The sequence below is a fragment of the Imtechella halotolerans genome (assembly GCF_028743515.2).
GTDB lineage: Bacteria > Bacteroidota > Bacteroidia > Flavobacteriales > Flavobacteriaceae > Imtechella > Imtechella halotolerans.
Map to the genome: position 1 here is coordinate 2,303,573 of NZ_CP117969.2, position 18,186 is coordinate 2,321,758.

General features: G+C 34.4%; 19 protein-coding genes. 13 read left to right on the plus strand and 6 right to left on the minus strand.

Translation table 11 applies throughout. The features are described from left to right. Positions 1-114: 114 nt before the first annotated feature. The 12 genes from PT603_RS10385 (at position 115) to PT603_RS10440 (ending at position 9,163) form a co-directional block, all read left to right on the plus strand. Entirely contained in the window at positions 115-444 is a 330-nt protein-coding gene (locus PT603_RS10385; protein WP_008236752.1) for a HesB/IscA family protein, read from the plus strand. Positions 445-496: 52 nt separating this feature from the next. Next, positions 497-1,945 carry a Fe-S cluster assembly protein SufB gene (sufB, locus tag PT603_RS10390; protein WP_008236750.1) on the plus strand — a complete coding sequence of 483 codons (1,449 nt, stop codon included), beginning with the start codon at positions 497-499 and terminating at the stop codon, positions 1,943-1,945. A 10-nt stretch (positions 1,946-1,955) separates the two neighbouring features. Then, positions 1,956-2,297, plus strand: a complete 342-nt coding sequence (locus PT603_RS10395) for a hypothetical protein (RefSeq protein ID WP_008236748.1) — start codon at positions 1,956-1,958, stop codon at positions 2,295-2,297. Between the two features lie 30 nt (positions 2,298-2,327). Next, on the plus strand, positions 2,328-3,080 hold the full coding sequence (gene sufC / locus PT603_RS10400) for a Fe-S cluster assembly ATPase SufC (protein ID WP_008236746.1): 753 nt from the start codon (positions 2,328-2,330) through the stop codon (positions 3,078-3,080). A gap of 2 nt (positions 3,081-3,082) precedes the next feature. After that, the gene (locus tag PT603_RS10405; RefSeq protein WP_008236744.1) at positions 3,083-3,703 is read left to right on the plus strand and encodes a hypothetical protein; all 621 of its coding nucleotides are present in this window, start codon (positions 3,083-3,085) and stop codon (positions 3,701-3,703) included. Between the two features lie 5 nt (positions 3,704-3,708). Continuing rightward, positions 3,709-5,025, plus strand: coding sequence for a Fe-S cluster assembly protein SufD (gene sufD / locus PT603_RS10410; protein ID WP_008236739.1), 1,317 nt, complete (start codon positions 3,709-3,711; stop codon positions 5,023-5,025). A gap of 6 nt (positions 5,026-5,031) precedes the next feature. Next, positions 5,032-6,267 carry an aminotransferase class V-fold PLP-dependent enzyme gene (locus PT603_RS10415; protein WP_008236726.1) on the plus strand — a complete coding sequence of 412 codons (1,236 nt, stop codon included), beginning with the start codon at positions 5,032-5,034 and terminating at the stop codon, positions 6,265-6,267. A gap of 233 nt (positions 6,268-6,500) precedes the next feature. After that, positions 6,501-6,911 carry a hypothetical protein gene (locus PT603_RS10420; protein ID WP_008236724.1) on the plus strand — a complete coding sequence of 137 codons (411 nt, stop codon included), beginning with the start codon at positions 6,501-6,503 and terminating at the stop codon, positions 6,909-6,911. A gap of 40 nt (positions 6,912-6,951) precedes the next feature. After that, positions 6,952-7,374 carry a SufE family protein gene (locus PT603_RS10425; protein ID WP_008236722.1) on the plus strand — a complete coding sequence of 141 codons (423 nt, stop codon included), beginning with the start codon at positions 6,952-6,954 and terminating at the stop codon, positions 7,372-7,374. 18 nt (positions 7,375-7,392) lie between these two features. Then, the gene (locus PT603_RS10430; RefSeq protein WP_008236721.1) at positions 7,393-7,719 is read left to right on the plus strand and encodes a DUF59 domain-containing protein; all 327 of its coding nucleotides are present in this window, start codon (positions 7,393-7,395) and stop codon (positions 7,717-7,719) included. A gap of 12 nt (positions 7,720-7,731) precedes the next feature. Further along, positions 7,732-8,241 carry a DUF2480 family protein gene (locus PT603_RS10435; RefSeq protein ID WP_008236719.1) on the plus strand — a complete coding sequence of 170 codons (510 nt, stop codon included), beginning with the start codon at positions 7,732-7,734 and terminating at the stop codon, positions 8,239-8,241. 46 nt (positions 8,242-8,287) lie between these two features. Then, positions 8,288-9,163, plus strand: a complete 876-nt coding sequence (locus PT603_RS10440) for a DUF3078 domain-containing protein (protein WP_008236717.1) — start codon at positions 8,288-8,290, stop codon at positions 9,161-9,163. A gap of 25 nt (positions 9,164-9,188) precedes the next feature. Here the strand turns inward: PT603_RS10440 and hflX are convergent, their stop codons facing one another. The 5 genes from hflX to PT603_RS10465 all read right to left on the minus strand — a co-directional run bounded on the left by hflX (position 9,189) and on the right by PT603_RS10465 (position 16,508). Beyond that, on the minus strand, positions 9,189-10,412 hold the full coding sequence (gene hflX / locus PT603_RS10445; protein ID WP_008236715.1) for a GTPase HflX: 1,224 nt from the start codon (positions 10,410-10,412) through the stop codon (positions 9,189-9,191). 119 nt (positions 10,413-10,531) lie between these two features. After that, entirely contained in the window at positions 10,532-11,086 is a 555-nt protein-coding gene (locus tag PT603_RS10450) for a hypothetical protein (protein ID WP_008236714.1), read from the minus strand. After that, a complete protein-coding gene (locus tag PT603_RS10455) occupies positions 11,087-11,566 on the minus strand; it encodes an ankyrin repeat domain-containing protein (RefSeq protein ID WP_008236712.1) in 480 nt (159 codons plus the stop codon). A gap of 175 nt (positions 11,567-11,741) precedes the next feature. Then, the gene (locus PT603_RS10460; protein ID WP_008236708.1) at positions 11,742-13,706 is read right to left on the minus strand and encodes a DUF5689 domain-containing protein; all 1,965 of its coding nucleotides are present in this window, start codon (positions 13,704-13,706) and stop codon (positions 11,742-11,744) included. 51 nt (positions 13,707-13,757) lie between these two features. Continuing rightward, positions 13,758-16,508: a TonB-dependent receptor gene (locus tag PT603_RS10465; RefSeq protein ID WP_008236706.1), complete on the minus strand. Its 2,751-nt coding sequence runs from the start codon at positions 16,506-16,508 to the stop codon at positions 13,758-13,760. Positions 16,509-16,640: 132 nt separating this feature from the next. Between PT603_RS10465 and PT603_RS10470 the strand changes: the two genes are divergently transcribed. Next, positions 16,641-17,690 carry an endonuclease/exonuclease/phosphatase family protein gene (locus PT603_RS10470; protein ID WP_008236705.1) on the plus strand — a complete coding sequence of 350 codons (1,050 nt, stop codon included), beginning with the start codon at positions 16,641-16,643 and terminating at the stop codon, positions 17,688-17,690. A 52-nt stretch (positions 17,691-17,742) separates the two neighbouring features. Here the strand turns inward: PT603_RS10470 and PT603_RS10475 are convergent, their stop codons facing one another. Further along, positions 17,743-18,177 (minus strand): hypothetical protein, encoded by a 435-nt coding sequence (locus PT603_RS10475; RefSeq protein WP_155805489.1) that lies wholly within the window; start codon positions 18,175-18,177, stop codon positions 17,743-17,745. Positions 18,178-18,186 lie beyond the last annotated feature (9 nt).

Below are 18,186 nucleotides of genomic sequence, written 5' to 3' on the forward strand. Positions count from 1 at the left end.
TCAACATAATAGAAATCTATGACTGAATTTGTTATATATATACTTCTTCTCATGGTAAATCGATTAAGAAGTGCTATTTTTGCACTTTATTTAGACACAATCTAACTTAGAGGTATGATCAAAGTTTCAGATACTGCAAAACGTAAAGTGGTAGAACTCATGACCGAAGAAGGTTATGACCCTAGCAAGGATTATGTACGTGTAGGTGTTAAAAGCGGTGGTTGCAGCGGATTATCTTACGAATTAAAGTTTGACCATTCCGCCTCTCAAGAAGACAAGATTTTCGAGGATAATTCAGTTCGTATTATCGTAGATAAGAAAAGTTTTCTGTACCTAATTGGGACAATCCTAGAATTTTCGGGAGGTCTTAACGGTAAAGGCTTTGTTTTTAACAACCCAAATGCACAACGAACCTGTGGTTGCGGCGAAAGCTTTTCGTTATAACCCCAGCTGATTGTTTTTTAATCCAAAAATTTCAATTTCTTAGACAATCATTATGTCAAAATACACTGAAGAAGAATTAAAGAAAGAGCTCGAAACTAAAGAATACGAGTACGGTTTTTACACAGACATTGAATCGGAGACTTTTCCAAATGGACTCAATGAGGATATCGTACGCGCCATTTCAAAAAAGAAAAACGAGCCTGAATGGATGACAGAATGGCGATTAGAATCATTCCGAGCATGGACCGAAATGGAAGAACCAGAATGGGCCAATGTAACCTATAAAAAACCAGATTTTCAAGGAATTTCTTACTATTCAGCTCCCAAAAAAAAGGATAAGTATGAAAGTCTGGATGAGGTTGATCCGGAATTGTTAGAAACATTTAAAAAATTAGGAATTTCTTTAGAAGAACAAAAACGTCTAGCTGGTGTAGCAGTAGATATAGTTATGGATTCCGTATCTGTCGCAACAACCTTCAAAAAAACGCTAGCGGAAAAAGGAATTATTTTTTGTTCTATTTCTGAAGCAATTCAAGAACATCCGGAACTTGTTCGAAAATATTTAGGCACAGTAGTCCCACAAAAAGACAATTTTTATGCTGCCTTAAATTCAGCTGTTTTTTCAGATGGTTCCTTCTGTTATATCCCTAAAGGAGTACGATGCCCAATGGAACTATCCACCTATTTCCGAATTAATCAAGCAGGAACAGGACAATTTGAACGCACATTAGTTATCGCTGACCAAGGAAGTTATGTGAGTTATCTCGAAGGATGCACAGCTCCTAGTCGAGATGAAAACCAACTTCATGCTGCAGTAGTAGAACTTATAGCGCTTGATAATGCTGAAATTAAATATTCTACTGTACAAAACTGGTTTCCTGGAGACAAGGAAGGGAAAGGAGGGGTTTTTAATTTTGTTACCAAACGTGGACTTTGCGAAACTAATGCAAAAATATCTTGGACTCAAGTAGAAACTGGAAGTGCTGTAACTTGGAAATATCCTTCATGTGTTCTTAAAGGCGATAATTCAATTGGAGAATTTTATTCGATAGCCGTTACCAATAACTTCCAGCAAGCAGATACGGGAACAAAAATGATTCACTTAGGCAAAAACACGAGAAGTACCATTATTTCAAAAGGAATTTCAGCAGGACGTTCTCAGAATAGTTACCGTGGTTTAGTAAAAATTGGTCCACGTGCTGAAAATGCTCGCAACTTTTCTCAATGTGACTCTCTTTTAATGGGTAACAAATGTGGAGCCCATACATTCCCATATATTGAAGCCAAAAATAAAACGGCTAAAATTGAACACGAGGCAACGACAAGTAAGATTGGTGAAGATCAAATCTTCTATTGTAATCAACGAGGCATTGATACAGAAAAAGCAATTGCTCTAATAGTCAATGGCTTTAGTAAAGAAGTATTAAATAAGCTTCCAATGGAGTTTGCCGTTGAAGCTCAAAAACTATTAGAAATTTCCTTAGAAGGAAGTGTTGGATAACTAGTAAACTATGAAGAAAATCATCTTACCACTTCTATTCATCATTGCATTTTCTTGTAAAAATGAAAATTCTCAGGAAATACAAACCCTTAGTGGTGAATTTCTATATGTTGCCGACGGTGCTGTTTTACAAACAAAATCAGAAGTATATGCTGTTGCTATTAATGAACTTACAGAAGAATTGGCAAATAGATCTAGAACTTTCCAAACGGATGAATTTGATATGACTTCGGTTACAGTAAAAGGAATTATTACCCCCAACAATGAAGAAGGATGGAAAAATCTCCTAAAAATAACCGAAATAATAAGTGTGAAAAAATCAGATACTAAAAATACTTCCATCATTGATTAAATGATGGAAATTCAAATACCTTGACAGATCATGTTGAAAATTGAAAATTTACACGCAAGTGTGGAAGATAAAGAAATCCTTAAAGGGATAAATCTTGAAGTAAAAGCTGGCGAAGTGCATGCTATTATGGGACCTAACGGTTCTGGTAAAAGTACTCTCTCCTCAGTAATAGCTGGAAATGAAAACTTTGAAGTTACCCAAGGAGACATCTTTTTAAATGATGAAAACATAAATGAATTTGAAGCAGAGGAGCGCGCTCACAAAGGGATTTTCCTTTCATTTCAATATCCAGTGGAAATCCCTGGAGTTACCGTTACGAATTTCATAAAAACGGCTATAAATGAAACAAGGAAAGCACAAGGACTAGAAGAAATGCCTGCAAATGAAATGCTTAAGAAAATACGTGAAAAAGCTGAGCTTTTAGAAATCGATCGAAAATTTTTATCTCGCTCCTTAAATGAAGGTTTCTCAGGAGGAGAAAAAAAACGTAACGAAATATTTCAAATGGCCATGCTTGAGCCCAAACTAGCCATATTAGATGAAACTGATTCTGGCCTCGATATTGATGCACTTCGAATAGTAGCAAATGGGGTAAACAAACTTCGTTCAAAAGAGAATGCTGTTGTTGTAATCACTCACTATCAAAGATTATTAGAATATATTGTCCCTGATTATGTACACGTTCTATTTAATGGTAGAATAGTAAAATCTGGAGGTAAAGAATTAGCTTTAGAGCTAGAAGAGAAAGGGTACGATTGGATTAAACAAGAAGCTTCTGTATAAACGTGAAATTTTGGTTTTTCATAGGTTGCTTTTGCTGTATAACAGTTGGATCTTCTCAAGATAAAGCTGCTATTAGAAAGGCCTTTTCAATTTACAAAGAAGCAATATTAACAAATGATGGCGAAAAAGCATATTCAATAGTCAACCAAAATACAAAAGATTTTTACACGAATGCACTTCAAGCAGCCTTGCATTCGGACAGTGTAGAAATTGCTTCATTTGGATTCATGAAACAACTTATCACTTTGTCTGTTAGGCATCGAATACCAAATAATACGGCATCTAAAATGACAGGAAAACAACTATTTATTCATACAATAAATAAAGGTTGGATAAATAAGGATGAAGTAGCCGGGATCGAAATAGCAGATATCGAAAGTGAAGGCAAATATGCAATCATACAAATGAAGCAAAATAATGAAGAACTACCCTATTTTTTTCATTTTGAAAATGAAAAGGGGATTTGGAAGTTTGATTTAACTGCCATCATGGACACTACAGACAGGTCCATGGAAATGATAATAAAAAATAGTAAAACAACAACCGGACAGTTTGTAACCAAAGCATTGGAACAGGTTTCGGGTAAAAAAACAGATGCCTCTATATGGCATCCAAAACCATAATAACCATGGAATTAAAAGACAAATTGGTTTCTTCCTTTATGATTTTTGAAAACCAGGTGGATATAGATTCATCTGTGCATGACATTCGTAGTGAGGCTATCAAAACGTTTGAAGAAAAGGGCTTCCCTTCAAAAAAGGATGAGGCATGGAAGTATACCTCCTTAAATTCCCTACTTAAGAACAACTACAGCGTTTTCCCAAAAGAAGACAATTCATTGGAATTTAGTGACATTAAAAAATACTTTATTCATGATATTGATAGTTATAAAATTGTTTTTGTTGATGGTGTATACAGTTCCAACCTTTCAGCCACTTCACATGACGGACTAGATGTTTGCCTAATGAGCTCGGCATTAACAAAACCTAAGTACAAAATGGTTATCGATAATTTTTTTAATAAAATTACCGACAAAGAAGATAGCCTGACAGCATTAAATACTGCCTTTAGCAGAGAAGGAGCTTATATTAATATTCCCAAGGGAAAAGTTGTAAACAAACCGATCCAGATACTTCACTTTTCAACTGGAAGAGATGAAGCCTTGATGCTGCACCCTAGGAATTTAATTATTGTTGGGGAAAATTCACATGTTCAAATAATTGAACGCCATCAAAGTCTTTCTGGCAATCCAGTTCTAACGAATTCAGTAACTGAGATTTTTGCAAACAAAAATGCGATCGTAGACTATTACAAAATTCAAAATGATAGTAAATCTGCGTCTTTAATAGATAACACGTTTATCTCTCAACAACGCCATAGTCATGCATCAGTTCATACATTTTCCTTTGGAGGAAATATAACTAGAAATAATTTAAACTTCTTTCATAAAGACGAGCATATAGAATCAACTTTAAAAGGAGTAACTATTATTGGCGATAAACAACATGTTGACCATTATACATTGGTTGACCACGCTCAACCTAATTGTGAAAGTCACCAAGATTACAAAGGAATATTTTCAGATAAAAGCGTTGGTGTTTTTAATGGAAAAATAAAGGTTGAAAAAGAAGCTCAAAAAACCAACGCATTCCAACAAAACAACAATATTCTATTAGACGATACAGCTACAATTAACACCAAACCTCAGTTGGAAATATTCGCCGATGACGTAAAGTGTTCACATGGATGTACCATAGGTCAACTTGACGAAGATGCCCTCTTCTACCTACTAACCAGAGGAATTCCAAGAAAAGAAGCTCAAGCATTGCTTACTTATGGATTTGCAAACAATGTCTTAGAATCAGTTAAAATTCCTGAAGTCAAAGAACGTATTCATAAACTAATTGCCATGAAACTGGGAGTTAATATTGGATTTGATTTATAATAAATTATGAGCACAGCGCACATCAACACATTGGACATAAAAGCAATTCGCAACGACTTTCCTATCCTTGCTAGAATGGTAAATGGCAAGCCTTTAGTCTATTTTGATAATGCCGCAACATCTCAAAAGCCTCAATTGGTTATTGATGCAATTGTACACTATTACAGCTATCTCAATGCTAATATCCATAGAGGAGTTCACTCTTTAAGTCAAGAGGCTACAGACGCATACGAAAATGCCCGAATTAAACTCCAAAAGCACTTTAATGCAGCCCATTCACACGAAATAATATTTACTAGTGGGACTACTCATGGTATCAATATGGTTGCCAACGGGTTTTCCTCTCTTTTAAATAAAGGAGATGAGTTAATTGTATCTGCTATGGAGCATCATAGCAATATTGTACCTTGGCAAATGCTATGTGAAAGAACAGGAGCTACTTTGAAAGTAATTCCAATGAACGAAAATGGAGAATTAGTTATTTCTGAATACGAAAAAATACTCTCGGAAAAAACAAAACTGGTATTCGTAAATCATATATCCAATGCCTTAGGCACAATCAATCCGATTAAAGACATCATTCGTAAAGCTCATGCTTTTGGGGCTGCTGTTCTTATTGATGGTGCTCAAGCTGCACCTCATATTAAGGCAGATGTCCAAGCCCTAGATGTTGATTTTTATGTGGTTTCTGCTCATAAAATGTGTGGTCCAACGGGAGTAGGCATTCTTTATGGGAAAGAGGCTTGGCTTAAAAAACTTCCACCATATCAAGGTGGTGGGGAAATGATTGCTGAAGTTTCATTTGAAAAAACTACCTACGCGGACCTTCCTCATAAATTTGAAGCAGGAACACCTAACATATGTGGAGGTATTGTATTTGGAACAGCTATTGATTATATTAATAAGCTAGGAATGGAAAACATTGCTTCCTATGAGAACCAATTACTAGAATATGCTACTAAGAGACTTTTGGAGATTAATGGGTTAAAAATTTATGGAACGGCTACCAATAAAACTTCTGTCATTTCCTTTAATATTGATGGAATTCATCCTTATGATATTGGCAGTATTTTAGACAAACTTGGGATTGCAGTACGAACCGGCCATCACTGTGCACAGCCAATAATGGATTTCTATAAAATTCCTGGAACTGTAAGAGCTAGTTTTTCATTTTACAATACTAAGGAAGAAATAGATTATTTAGTAGAAGGCATTATACAAGCTAAAAACATGTTACTTTAAAATCTAACATTTACTTTCCTTATTATGGTTATTATTCCTTAAATATTGAAAAAAAAAGGGACAACATTAATTTTTCTTAAGCAAAATGTTATTTTGTTGTTAAAAATAATGTATATTCGCCTTGCTTTAAAGAAACAACACCACCATAAAAGCACTTTAACCAACCAATTTTTTAATAAAGACGCCAATTTTGGCGTCTTTTTTGTTTATATTTTTAAATTAAACATAATGGAATGTACCTACTACTATTAATACTTACTACATTTAATATTTCCTACCATTCACAGGATGATTGTTACCTCCAATATGAATCTATTAGTAGAGGGTCATACCTCTCCATTCATATAAGTTCAAATCAAATTATATTAAAGACAACTCCTGATGATAAAGGAGAATTAATTCCTATTTCACAATATCAATGGAAACAATTGATTCAAAAACTCAACCAAATTAATTTAGAAAATATTTCTAAGGAAGAAGCCCCTTCAAAAAAGAGACTTTATGATGGTGCTGCCCATGCCCAATTATTAATAATTAAAGGTGGAAAACATTACCAATCACAGCCCTTTGATCATGGCCACCCTCCGAAAGGAATTTCATCATTGGTAAAAGCTATACTAACATTGTCACAAACTGTTGAATAGCACCATTTCTATTTGTATTTTTGTATCAAATTCTTAATTGATGACTATACAAGAAATACAAGAAGATATTGTAGACGAGTTTTCAATGTTTGATGACTGGATGCAACGTTATGAATATATTATTGAATTAGGCAAATCACTTCCACTGATAGACCCTCAATACAAAACAGAGGACAACTTAATTAAAGGATGTCAAAGTAAGGTATGGGTACATGCGTCCTTAAAAGAAGACAAAATAATCTTTACAGCTGACAGTGATGCTATACTTACTAAAGGAGTCATTGCTATTTTAGTTCGTGTTTTCTCAAACCAATCTCCAAAAGATATAATTGATGCTGATACTAATTTCATCGATAGAATTGGTTTAAAAGAACATTTATCTCCAACAAGAGCTAATGGATTAGTAAGTATGATTAAACAACTAAAACTTTATGCCATTGCATATCAAACACAATTAAACTAATACATAAAACACATAACCATGTCTGATACTACCCTAAATACAGCCGACTTAGGCGAAAAAATTGTAAGAGTATTAAAAACAATTTACGACCCTGAAATCCCTGTAGATATCTACGAATTAGGACTTATATACGATGTATTTGTTAATGAGGATTATGATGTGAAAATCTTAATGACACTTACCACACCAAATTGTCCAGTTGCAGAAACACTTCCAGTGGAAGTTGAAGAGAAAGTAAAATCTATAGATGAAGTAAAGGGAGCCGAAGTAGAAATCACTTTTGATCCACCTTGGAGTCAAGATCTAATGAGTGAAGAAGCAAAATTAGAATTAGGGTTACTATAACACTACTTTCCCATGGATGAAATCATTAATAAAGTTGCTCAAAGTAACTTACTTACTTTTGATCTTGAGGACTACTACGTAACTGGTGAAAGAATGGCCCTTGACATTTCTGATTGGCTACATGAAGGAATCGTTTTACGTGAAAAAGAATTTAGAGATAAAGCCAAAAATTACGACTGGGAACAATACAAGGACGCATATGTTGCATTATACTGTTCTTCAGATGCTATAATTCCAGCTTGGGCCTTTATGCTAATCTCCTCCTATCTTATCCCGCATGTGAAAAAAGTAGTTATAGGAAATATGGAATCACTAGAAACGAGCATATACCAAGATATTCTAAATAATATGGACTTCAGTACATTCAAAGACAAGCCAATCATTGTAAAGGGATGTTCTAAAAAATCAGTCCCTCAAAATGCCTATATACTGGCCATGGAAAAACTACAACCTGTTGTTAGAAGTATTTTTTATGGAGAAGCTTGTTCCTCTGTTCCATTGTACAAAAAAAGAAAAGACTAGCATTTTTTGAATAAACCCAATAATTCCTTAAAGAAAACCATATTATATGAAAAAATTAGTAAGTGCATTCATGATTTTTACTACCCTAACCAGCTTTAGTCAAGAAACTGAGGCACCAAAAGATGGCTGGAAAATAGGAGGAAATGTCTCCTTTATTTTTAATCAATCAGCTTTTAACGCAGAATGGTTAGGAGGTGGAACAAGTAATATAGCGGGGAATATTGCTGTAAGTTATGATTTCAATTACAAAAAAGAAGACTGGAATTGGGACAATAAACTTCTTCTTGATTATGGACTTACGAAAATTAAAAATGATGATTTCACAAAAAAAACAAATGATAGATTGGAATTTAATTCCCTATTAGGAAAAAAAGCTGGGAAAAACTGGTACTATTCGGCATTTCTAAACTTTCGCACACAAATAACCAAAGGATATGAATTTGCAACTGATATCGACGGTAATCAAACCCGCACTGAAATCACTCATTTCCTATCTCCTGCCTATATCCAGATTGGACCTGGTATGTTATGGAAAAAAAATGATAATCTAAAAATAAACATTGCTCCTGCAACGGCTAGATGGATTTTGGTTGACAAAGCCTTTACAAATGGTCTGCCTGATGGTTCATATTTTGGAGTTGATCAAGGTAAATCATCTCGCCTAGAGTTTGGTGCCTCGCTTTCAGGTTATGCCAAATTGAAACTAATGGACAATGTAACCATGGAAAACATCCTTAGCTTATATAGCAATTATCTCGAAGATCCTCAAAATGTAGACATAGATTACACTATGAATGTTGTTATGACTATCAATAAATACCTTACTACAAATCTTATATTTCAAGCTATTTATGATGACAATGCTGTTGGGGCATTTCAAATCCGAGAAATGTTTGGTTTAGGTATAAACTATAAATTATAAAAAAAACCCACCACATGGGTTTTTTTTATTCTTCTTCGTTCCCTTCTTCAATAAATTCAGGGTAAAGAAAATTATTATAAGGAAAGCGAGTAACGTGAATTCTCCTTACTTCTTGATATACCCTTTGACGAAATTCTTCCAAATTATCCCTATTTAATGCTGAAATAAACAAAACATGATCCCCCATTCGGTTCATCCAAGTTTGCTTCCATTCTTCCAAAGTAAAATACTTTGCTGTTTTTTCCGTAATTAAATCATCCTCATCAATAGCCAAATGTTCATAAGCATCTATTTTATTAAAAACCATAATAGTTGGTTTATCAGCACTTTTAATTTCAGTCAAGATTTGATTTACAGAATGTATATGTTCTTCAAAATTAGGATGGGAAATATCCACTACATGAAGTAATAAATCTGCCTCCCTGACTTCATCTAAGGTACTCTTAAATGACTCCACCAATTGGGTTGGCAACTTCCTAATAAAACCAACAGTGTCACTTAATAAGAAAGGTAAATTACCTATAACTACTTTTCGAACAGTAGTATCTAATGTAGCAAACAATTTGTTTTCTGCAAAAACTTCAGATTTAGCGATTACATTCATCAAGGTAGACTTTCCTACATTGGTATAACCCACTAAGGCCACTCTAACCAAGGCACCTCTATTGCTCCTTTGAGTAGCCATCTGTTTATCAATAGTCTCAAGTTTTTTCTTTAAAAGAGCAATTCGGTCACGTACAATCCTACGGTCAGTCTCAATTTCAGTCTCACCAGGCCCTCTCATCCCAATACCCCCTCTTTGTCTTTCTAAGTGCGTCCAAAGTCCAGTTAGGCGAGGTAATAAATATTGATACTGTGCTAATTCTACTTGTGTACGGGCATAACTAGTTTGAGCACGTTGTGCAAAAATATCTAGAATAAGGCTAGTACGATCGAGTATTTTGCATTTTAAAATACGTTCAATGTTTTTTTGTTGAGCTGGAGATAATTCATCATCAAAAATAACGGTCCCTACTTCATGTTCATTAACAAATATTTCAACTTCTTCCATTTTCCCTGTACCAATAAAGGTTTTAGGATTAGGCACATCTATCTTTTGAGTAAATCGTTGAATAACTTCTCCGCCTGCGGTATAAGTTAAAAATTCCAATTCATCAAGATATTCCCTAGATTTGGATTCATCTTGTTGTTGTGTAATTACTCCAATGAGTACTACCTTCTCATATTCAATTTGTTGTTTTTCAAGCATTGTGTGTGCTGCTTTTTCTAAAACTGCCTATTAGGCCTTGTTACTTAATTCTGCAAAGGTATACAATTGAAGATTCAGCCACTTATTGTTTAATCGAAAACCTTAAAAATTGTCTAATATCAATTTCTTTTTACATCTGAAAAAGCTTCATTGAGTAATTCTTGATGCAATTTAGAATCAAATTCAAACAATACATTTCGAAGAAAGATTAAAACATTATTAGATGTGTCAGGCGTTTTATAATCCTTAACAATTTCTAAAAAAGTACGTACAATGGTTTCCGCCAAGGGAATTGATGCTGCCTCAATTGGCGATTTAAAAACTCCAAACATACTTTTAGAATAGGCTAAAAAATGTTGAGGCATTCTATAAATACGACGAATTTCCGATTGATAAAATTCCTTTGATTGTTCATGAGTTTCAAAATTCTGAACTATAATCACTTTTGAAAGACTAGGTTTGCCTATAGAATAAAAAGCATCTTTAATTAGTTCACTATTATTAAAAGGAGTGTCATAAAAAACCATACACCCATTGTTAGAATTAATAACCAAAATTTTAGAACCTAGTTGTTGCAACAAAAATTCTTTAAATACTTTGTATCTAGAATAGGACAGCAACAACTCCTTTTTATGGAATTTATCACTGAACCGTATGAGTTTCCAAGTGTCCATTTAAGAATCTAATAATACAGCAATATCTTCTAGTCCTTGCATACGGGCAAGCATTACAGGAGTATTCCCTTTGGTATCGGTAATGGTCTTGTCCGCATTATTTTTCAATAATAGACGTACTAATCCAATTTGATTAAAAGTAACTGCATATACTAATGCCGAAGCGCCATTGGAATTGACTGCATTAATTTGTGCTCCAGCCTCAATAAGTATCCTTGCAATATCCTCATATCCTTTAAAACATACTCCCATTAAAGCGGTATTACCTGAGGCATCCCTTCCATTCACATCTACATTATTGGAAAGTAATAACGTTACCATTTCTCTATGATTGTAATAAGCGGACAATATCAAGGGAGTAGAACCTCTATGATCATGTACATTTACCCAGCTGGGATATTCTTTAAGAATGGTTGCCACCATTTCTAGTTTATTTAGCCTAATAGCTTCAAACAAGTTTTCTATTGAAAATACTGCCATCTTAAAGGTATATTTTATATTATATAAAGCAACTATGCTCAAAGTTACCACTTTCTAATATACAATTCTTTGAAAACCATTGAATTTCTTTATTCTAAAATAACCCTATTTAATGCCTTTGTCAACATAAAAAAGCCCACAATAAATTGTGGGCTTTTGAATAATGAACCAGTTTTTAGTTTCCAAACAATTGAATGCTCTCAAATTGCACTGTAGTTGTAATATTTCCAGCATTACTATCATATACCAATGCAAAATAAACATTCCCATTTAAAAAGGAGATATCAATTGGATCAGTAGTTTCATAAACATTATCATAAAACCCGCTGTTGTTTATTAGATCTGCAATATGATCTGAACCTATTTCATTCCAAGTTGCAGTACCAGGAGAGTTTCCGTCGAAATCTACTGAGTACATCAATTTTAAAGGGTTTCCATTTTGGAAGGCATCTGCAATTTTTAACCTGATATATTCATTTTGTTGGGCATCCATATTAATTGCAGGTGTGATTAACCAAGACACTAAGTTTAATGGACTACCGCCGGACACAAAAGCAGACTGCTGAGCATAGAATACCCCACTAAAACTTGCAACCGACCAATTTTTGGTTCCAGTAGTAGTTGTATTCACCCAATTCGCAGGTATTCCTCCAGAAAAGTCTTCAGTAAAAAATGCTACCGGTTCTTGGCAACGAGCTCCATTCATTCCAACAACTCCATCTAAATTTCGTAAGTACAATTGAGGTGTCCCATTAAAACTAGTAGCGACACCAACAAATGCTCCATTACCTGAAACTATATTTGTACCACTGAACAAGGCACCAGAACGAGTATACAAAGCAATTGATTCATTACAATCAGTCAATATTTTGTTACCACTATAGGTCGTTCCCTGCATAGCCTCATTAAATTGGACATTGTTTATTTGTATCAGCTGAGATTCATATTTATTTCCACTTAATTCTGCAATAGTAACCACCTTAGGTGTCGGTAATGATCCTACCGAAAGAGAAGTCAAATCTGTATCGAAATTTACATCTGAAACTTGTAGCACTCCATTGAAAGTACTTAATCTTTTGCCATCTAAGTTAACCTTTACCCTGGTTCCTTCAACAAGTTTCTGCGCAGGTGAAGAAAGGAAGAAAATATTGATCCCTCCCGTTTCATCTTGAATTATAGCATTACGGGATGTAATTACTCCTTTATTAACTGAACCATCTAAATATCCTGATAAGATTACAACTCCTTCAATAAATCGCTCGTCGTTTAACGTAATTGTAGACCCACTATGCATATTACGAAGGGCTCCTATTCCAAGTCGATCATTTGAAAATCTTGAATTACCTAGTTTCACATCCTCTATAGTACGAGCTAGAAATTGGTAATCATTTCCAAATTTCGTTAAAATACCACGAACTGAACCACTTCCTGAAGGAACACTCTGTTGTGCAAAATTTGCAAATTCACTAGTTCTGAAAATCACTTCATAACCTAAATTATCAATTAAATGATGATTTGTTGCTCCTCCTAACACATTATCTGAATCATAGAATGTTTTACCAACAGCCTCATCTTTAAACTGTACATCTTCCAACTCAATAAGTGTATTGAGATGTGCATCTGAGATATCACGTATTGAAACACGGTTTACAAGAGTTTCTTCTTCAACTACATCACAAGAACGGTTTAATACATCTAAATAAATCGTTTGTGGTAAGCGTCCAATATTAGTCCCGTATAAATCGCCTATTTGTAGTTGATTGTCTCGACGCTGTATATAACGATCTTCTAATTTCACCTTAATTTTCCTACCTACTTCAAATTCAGAATATAAATTAGACACATCGACTGGAACACTAAATCCAATAGAGCCATCAGCTGCCTGAAATGAAATTGTTTTGAAGAAGTTACCTCCTTCATCACTAGATACCACGTATCCTTCAATTACATCACTCCCATTATAAGGTTGCGCTGTTGATGTTGCTACATCAAACACTTCTTTGATTGTCTTAGTTACTTCAAGAGGTGTCTCATTGCATGCAAAATCAGGGATTTTATAGTCATCATCCTTTACACAGGAGGTAAGTACTCCTGCAGCAGAAAAAGCTATAAATAAACTTTTAAAAATATATGTTTTCATCTGTTACTGTTTTTATGTTTAAACCTATTCGGTGTCTTTTTAATTATTCGATTAAAAGCTTACAGCTAAATTCACGAAATATGTTCTCCCAAACCCATAAAAATAACGAGGGCCGAATGTAGGATTTCCTTGAGCATTATCTCGGGCCATTTCACGGTAATTTACAGCCCTTGACTGCTCAAAACCACCCGTTCTGAATGTGTCATCAAGTGCATTATTAATACTAGCAAATAAACTTACGTAAGTACCTTTTACTCTCCAAGATTTACCTCCTATTAAATTTACCAAAAAGAAGTCCTCTAAACGCTTTTGCTTTAATAATTCTCGAGCATGTTCTTCAGTTGCCTCCGGAAATGGGTAATTATTTGGATCATCTGGATTAATAAAAAAGTTTTGAGTACGTGTCAAAGCTGACAATCCTACATAGTTATTTGAAAGGTAATTTCCAGTCACACCAATCCACCAATATTTTGGATCACGATATTCAACACCAACAGAATAGGCACGTTGAGGCCCTGAAGCTACATGATAATCTTTCAAGGTGGCTGAACCCATATTCAACATATTTATTTCATCTGATGAAATGTATACATCTGGATTATTAGTATAAGTAAATTGTCCAACAGCAGCAGCGGCTGTAGCCTTTAGCGTAGGTGTTACCTGAACCTCTGCACCAAACTCTCCTCCAAAATGCAACTTATCAACACCAACAACAGCCTGTGCCAAAAAATCTTGATTTAAGCTGCCATCCAATCCACTGTCTACAGCATCCAATGCCAAACCATCTGCATAGAAAAAGGCAGTTTCCACAGCATCTTTGAATTGTGTGTAATAACCAGAAAGACGCATTTTAAAGTACGGCATACGTATGATATAACTTGCATCACCACTTGTAATTTTTTCACTTTTAAGATTTGGAATTATATCATTATTTGACCTCGAATTAGCAAACGTATTACGTATTGTTGGAGCTTTGGTAAGGTATCCGCCATTGAAATTTAACATATGACGTCCAGATATCTTGTAGGTTAGTCCTGCTTTTGCACTTAAATTTTGAAAAGAGACCTTTTCCCCTTTTCCATAAGAAGTAGGAAATAATTCATTTTCAAAAAGCCCATTACGTTGCATTCCAGTATAAGTATAATCTCCAGCAACAAAAAAATCAACCTTGTTGTATGTTAACTGTATCTGATTAAACAAATTAAAGGTGTTTGCATCAATCTTATAATTATAACTATGTTTATCCCCAACACTTTTAATCAAAGTACTTCCTAAATCATTAGAAGTATTTGTAAAATAATCATAGTCCAAAAAAAACATACCCCCAAGCAAATCCGTCACCTCTGCAAAATTTTGAGATTTAAGATTGCTAAAAGTTAGCCCGCTGTTCCAACGTACATTTTGATTAATTTGCTCCCTATAATTCATGTTAATAGACAATGTTTTGTCATCTGTCCGATCTTCACTGATAATATAAGCACTACGTCCGTCAGTTCCATGACGCATATTTGCCTTATAAATAGTTTCCCAATTCAATTGAGGATCAGCGAGGAAATTTAGTCTTGCTAATTCTGAATTTTCATAATCTGGACCCACTTCTAAATTTAAATAGTAGCTTGGCATATTACGATAATAGGTTGGATCTAGGTTACGAGCATTGGAATTTAATAATCGAGTATTTCCAATTTTTCCAAATTGGTAAGCTACCGTAGTTTGTAGACTCTTATTATCCTTTTGAAAATAATGAGTCAACATTACAATTGGTTCAGCAATTTCACGCATTCGTGAGTTACGTAAGTCGCCTTCCTGCATACCCCAAAATGGATTGTACTTTCTACCCTTTAATTTAAATACTTCCTCTGTAATAGAAGATGAACGTCCTCTTCTATTTGGGGTAAATATCCCAGTAGCACTAATACTATGATTATCATTAATCTTATATTCAAATGCTCCAAAAAGTGAATATGCATTGTAAAGTGTCCCATCAATATAGCCCTCTTCAGCCCATCTCCTAGACGCTGAAACAGCGTAGGCTATACCGTTTTGCTGCATACCTGAATTATAGGTAGCCATTAAGCGTCCCGAATAAGTACGATTAGAAGTAGAACTGGATAAACGGAAACCTGGTCTATTTTCGGAAGGTCTTGTTGTAATATTAGTAGAACCAAAAACACCTCCAAAGGTATAATCTGAAGCATCTAACCCAGTTGAAAGATGCTGATTTCTAGTAACATCATTCAAACCACCCCAATTACTCCATTGAGGTCTTCCATTGAACATTTTATTCATTGGAATACCATTAATTAGCACCTTGGCTTCCTGCGAATCATACCCCCGTACTCTGAAAAATGCTTGTCCAAAATCAAAAGCAGCACGATTTAAAAAGATGTCTCTAGTAGCCTGTAACAATCCTGAAGTCACATCAGCTCCACTTTCATCATCGTCCAAATCATTCTCGGTAAGTGTAATCAAATTATCAGAAAAATCTTGGGTGATATCCTTTTCAAGTAAAATTGTACCCAAATTAACTAGTGTGTCTGAAACAACTACCTTTAAGGTTTTAGTTACATATCCTGTACTATAAACCTGAATAACATAGCTACCAGAAACAACTTCATTAAATGAAAATTCTCCATTTGGAGTGGTAATCACTTTTAGAAGTTTACCTTCGATACCTACTTCTACCCCTTGCAATGGTTCCTTGGTAAGCGCATCAACCACAATCCCCTTCACAGAGACTGATTGAGCAAAACCACCCAAAGAAAACACTGAAAGAAGAAATAGTAACAATTGTTTTCTCATAGAATTAAATTAAATTTTAATGAATTGCTAACATAATTTTATGTTAACCGTAACAAATGTACGCCATTTAAAAGAATTAAGTACTTTTGGAGTTCAATTTGTTACATTTTTACACATTCATAATTTCAAACTATGAGATATTACAATTTACTAATACTGGCTTTAATTATAGGTACAGTGAATCTATCTTGGGGTCAATCCGAAAAAAAATATATTGCCCGAACAATAGCATTCTATAATGTTGAAAATTTATTTGACACCATTAACGACCCAAAAATCCTTGATGATGATCGAACTCCTACAGGATCAGATCGCTGGACGTCGGAAAAATATAACAGTCATGTAAATAATATAGCGAAAGTTATTTCTGAAATTGGATTTGATGTAACAAAAAATACTCCGGACATAGTTGGAGTGAGTGAAATTGAAAATAAAACGGTTTTGATGGACCTTATAAACACTACTTTTCTAAAAGATAGTAACTATGGCATTATTCATTTTGATTCCCCTGATGCTCGTGGAATCGATGTAGCACTGCTATACAAAAAGAGTGTTTTTACTCCAAATTCATCACATAATCATGAATTACGTATTTTCGACGAAAACAAAAAACGAGTATATACGCGCGATCAACTTCTGGTTAGCGGTATATTTGATGGTGAAGAAATTCATTTTATAGTTAATCATTGGCCTAGTAGAAGTGGGGGTGAAGCCCGTAGTAGATGGAGACGAGAGGCTGCCGCAGGATTGAATAAAAAAATCATTGATTCACTGGTACAATTAAATCCAAATGCCAAAATAATAAGCATGGGAGATTTCAATGATGATGCAACCAATTCAAGCTTTAAAAAAATATTAGAAACTGAAGGTAACAGAAATCGAGTTAAACCTGGAAAGCTCTTCAACCCAATGGAGGATATGTTAAAAAAGGGATATGGCTCTTTAGCATACAGAGATAGCTGGAATTTATTCGACCAGATATTCTTTACTCAAGAATTATTAAAAGAGGATAGAAGCACCTATCGTTATTGGAAGGCTAACGTGTTCAATAAACCTTACCTAATTGCTTCTGAAGGACAATATAAAGGCTATCCTTTTAGAAGTTATTCTAATGGTGCCTACACTGGCGGATATTCAGATCACTTCCCAGTATATATCTATCTTGTTAAAGAAGTTGAATAAGAATTAAACAGGCCCCTCATTAAGGGCCTGTTTAATTCTTATTAAATACTATTTAAGCAAACCATTGATTCCAAGGAATAACAGCCAAAATAAACAAAAGCCCTACTCCATAGAAGAAGGCGATCTTTCCAAATTTTCGTTTATCGGTAAGCTCTTTTTTATGTTTAGACCAACCAATGGTAATTAAAGCAATTGCAATTGTGATCATTAAGGGATGCTCAACAAGAAGCTTACGAAGTTCAGAATTCTTCATTACACCCATACCTAGCTCACCCCAAGCAGCGAAGCGATCAGAAACAAAATAGAGAATAAACCCTATAAGAAATTGTATATGGGTAAAAATAAGTCCAAATAGACTAATTCTAAGATCCTTATCACTAAATGACTTATTAGAGGAAAAACCAATTATTGAATTAATAACCGCCACTACCAATACTAAGAGTACCAAATAAGCCCAGTAGGAGTGAATCATGTGAATTGTTGACATAGTTGAAAT

Coding starts and splice junctions, on each gene's coding strand:
- PT603_RS10430 (WP_008236721.1), top strand. CDS start 7,393: ATGTCTGATACTACCCTAAATACAGCCGACTTAGGCGAAAAAATTGTA.
- sufB (WP_008236750.1), top strand. CDS start 497: ATGTCAAAATACACTGAAGAAGAATTAAAGAAAGAGCTCGAAACTAAA.
- PT603_RS10415 (WP_008236726.1), top strand. CDS start 5,032: ATGAGCACAGCGCACATCAACACATTGGACATAAAAGCAATTCGCAAC.
- PT603_RS10465 (WP_008236706.1), bottom strand. CDS start 16,508: ATGAGAAAACAATTGTTACTATTTCTTCTTTCAGTGTTTTCTTTGGGT.
- PT603_RS10395 (WP_008236748.1), top strand. CDS start 1,956: ATGAAGAAAATCATCTTACCACTTCTATTCATCATTGCATTTTCTTGT.
- PT603_RS10425 (WP_008236722.1), top strand. CDS start 6,952: ATGACTATACAAGAAATACAAGAAGATATTGTAGACGAGTTTTCAATG.
- sufD (WP_008236739.1), top strand. CDS start 3,709: ATGGAATTAAAAGACAAATTGGTTTCTTCCTTTATGATTTTTGAAAAC.
- PT603_RS10475 (WP_155805489.1), bottom strand. CDS start 18,177: ATGTCAACAATTCACATGATTCACTCCTACTGGGCTTATTTGGTACTC.
- hflX (WP_008236715.1), bottom strand. CDS start 10,412: ATGCTTGAAAAACAACAAATTGAATATGAGAAGGTAGTACTCATTGGA.
- sufC (WP_008236746.1), top strand. CDS start 2,328: ATGTTGAAAATTGAAAATTTACACGCAAGTGTGGAAGATAAAGAAATC.
- PT603_RS10460 (WP_008236708.1), bottom strand. CDS start 13,706: ATGAAAACATATATTTTTAAAAGTTTATTTATAGCTTTTTCTGCTGCA.
- PT603_RS10435 (WP_008236719.1), top strand. CDS start 7,732: ATGGATGAAATCATTAATAAAGTTGCTCAAAGTAACTTACTTACTTTT.
- PT603_RS10470 (WP_008236705.1), top strand. CDS start 16,641: ATGAGATATTACAATTTACTAATACTGGCTTTAATTATAGGTACAGTG.
- PT603_RS10440 (WP_008236717.1), top strand. CDS start 8,288: ATGAAAAAATTAGTAAGTGCATTCATGATTTTTACTACCCTAACCAGC.
- PT603_RS10385 (WP_008236752.1), top strand. CDS start 115: ATGATCAAAGTTTCAGATACTGCAAAACGTAAAGTGGTAGAACTCATG.
- PT603_RS10450 (WP_008236714.1), bottom strand. CDS start 11,086: ATGGACACTTGGAAACTCATACGGTTCAGTGATAAATTCCATAAAAAG.
- PT603_RS10455 (WP_008236712.1), bottom strand. CDS start 11,566: ATGGCAGTATTTTCAATAGAAAACTTGTTTGAAGCTATTAGGCTAAAT.
- PT603_RS10420 (WP_008236724.1), top strand. CDS start 6,501: ATGTACCTACTACTATTAATACTTACTACATTTAATATTTCCTACCAT.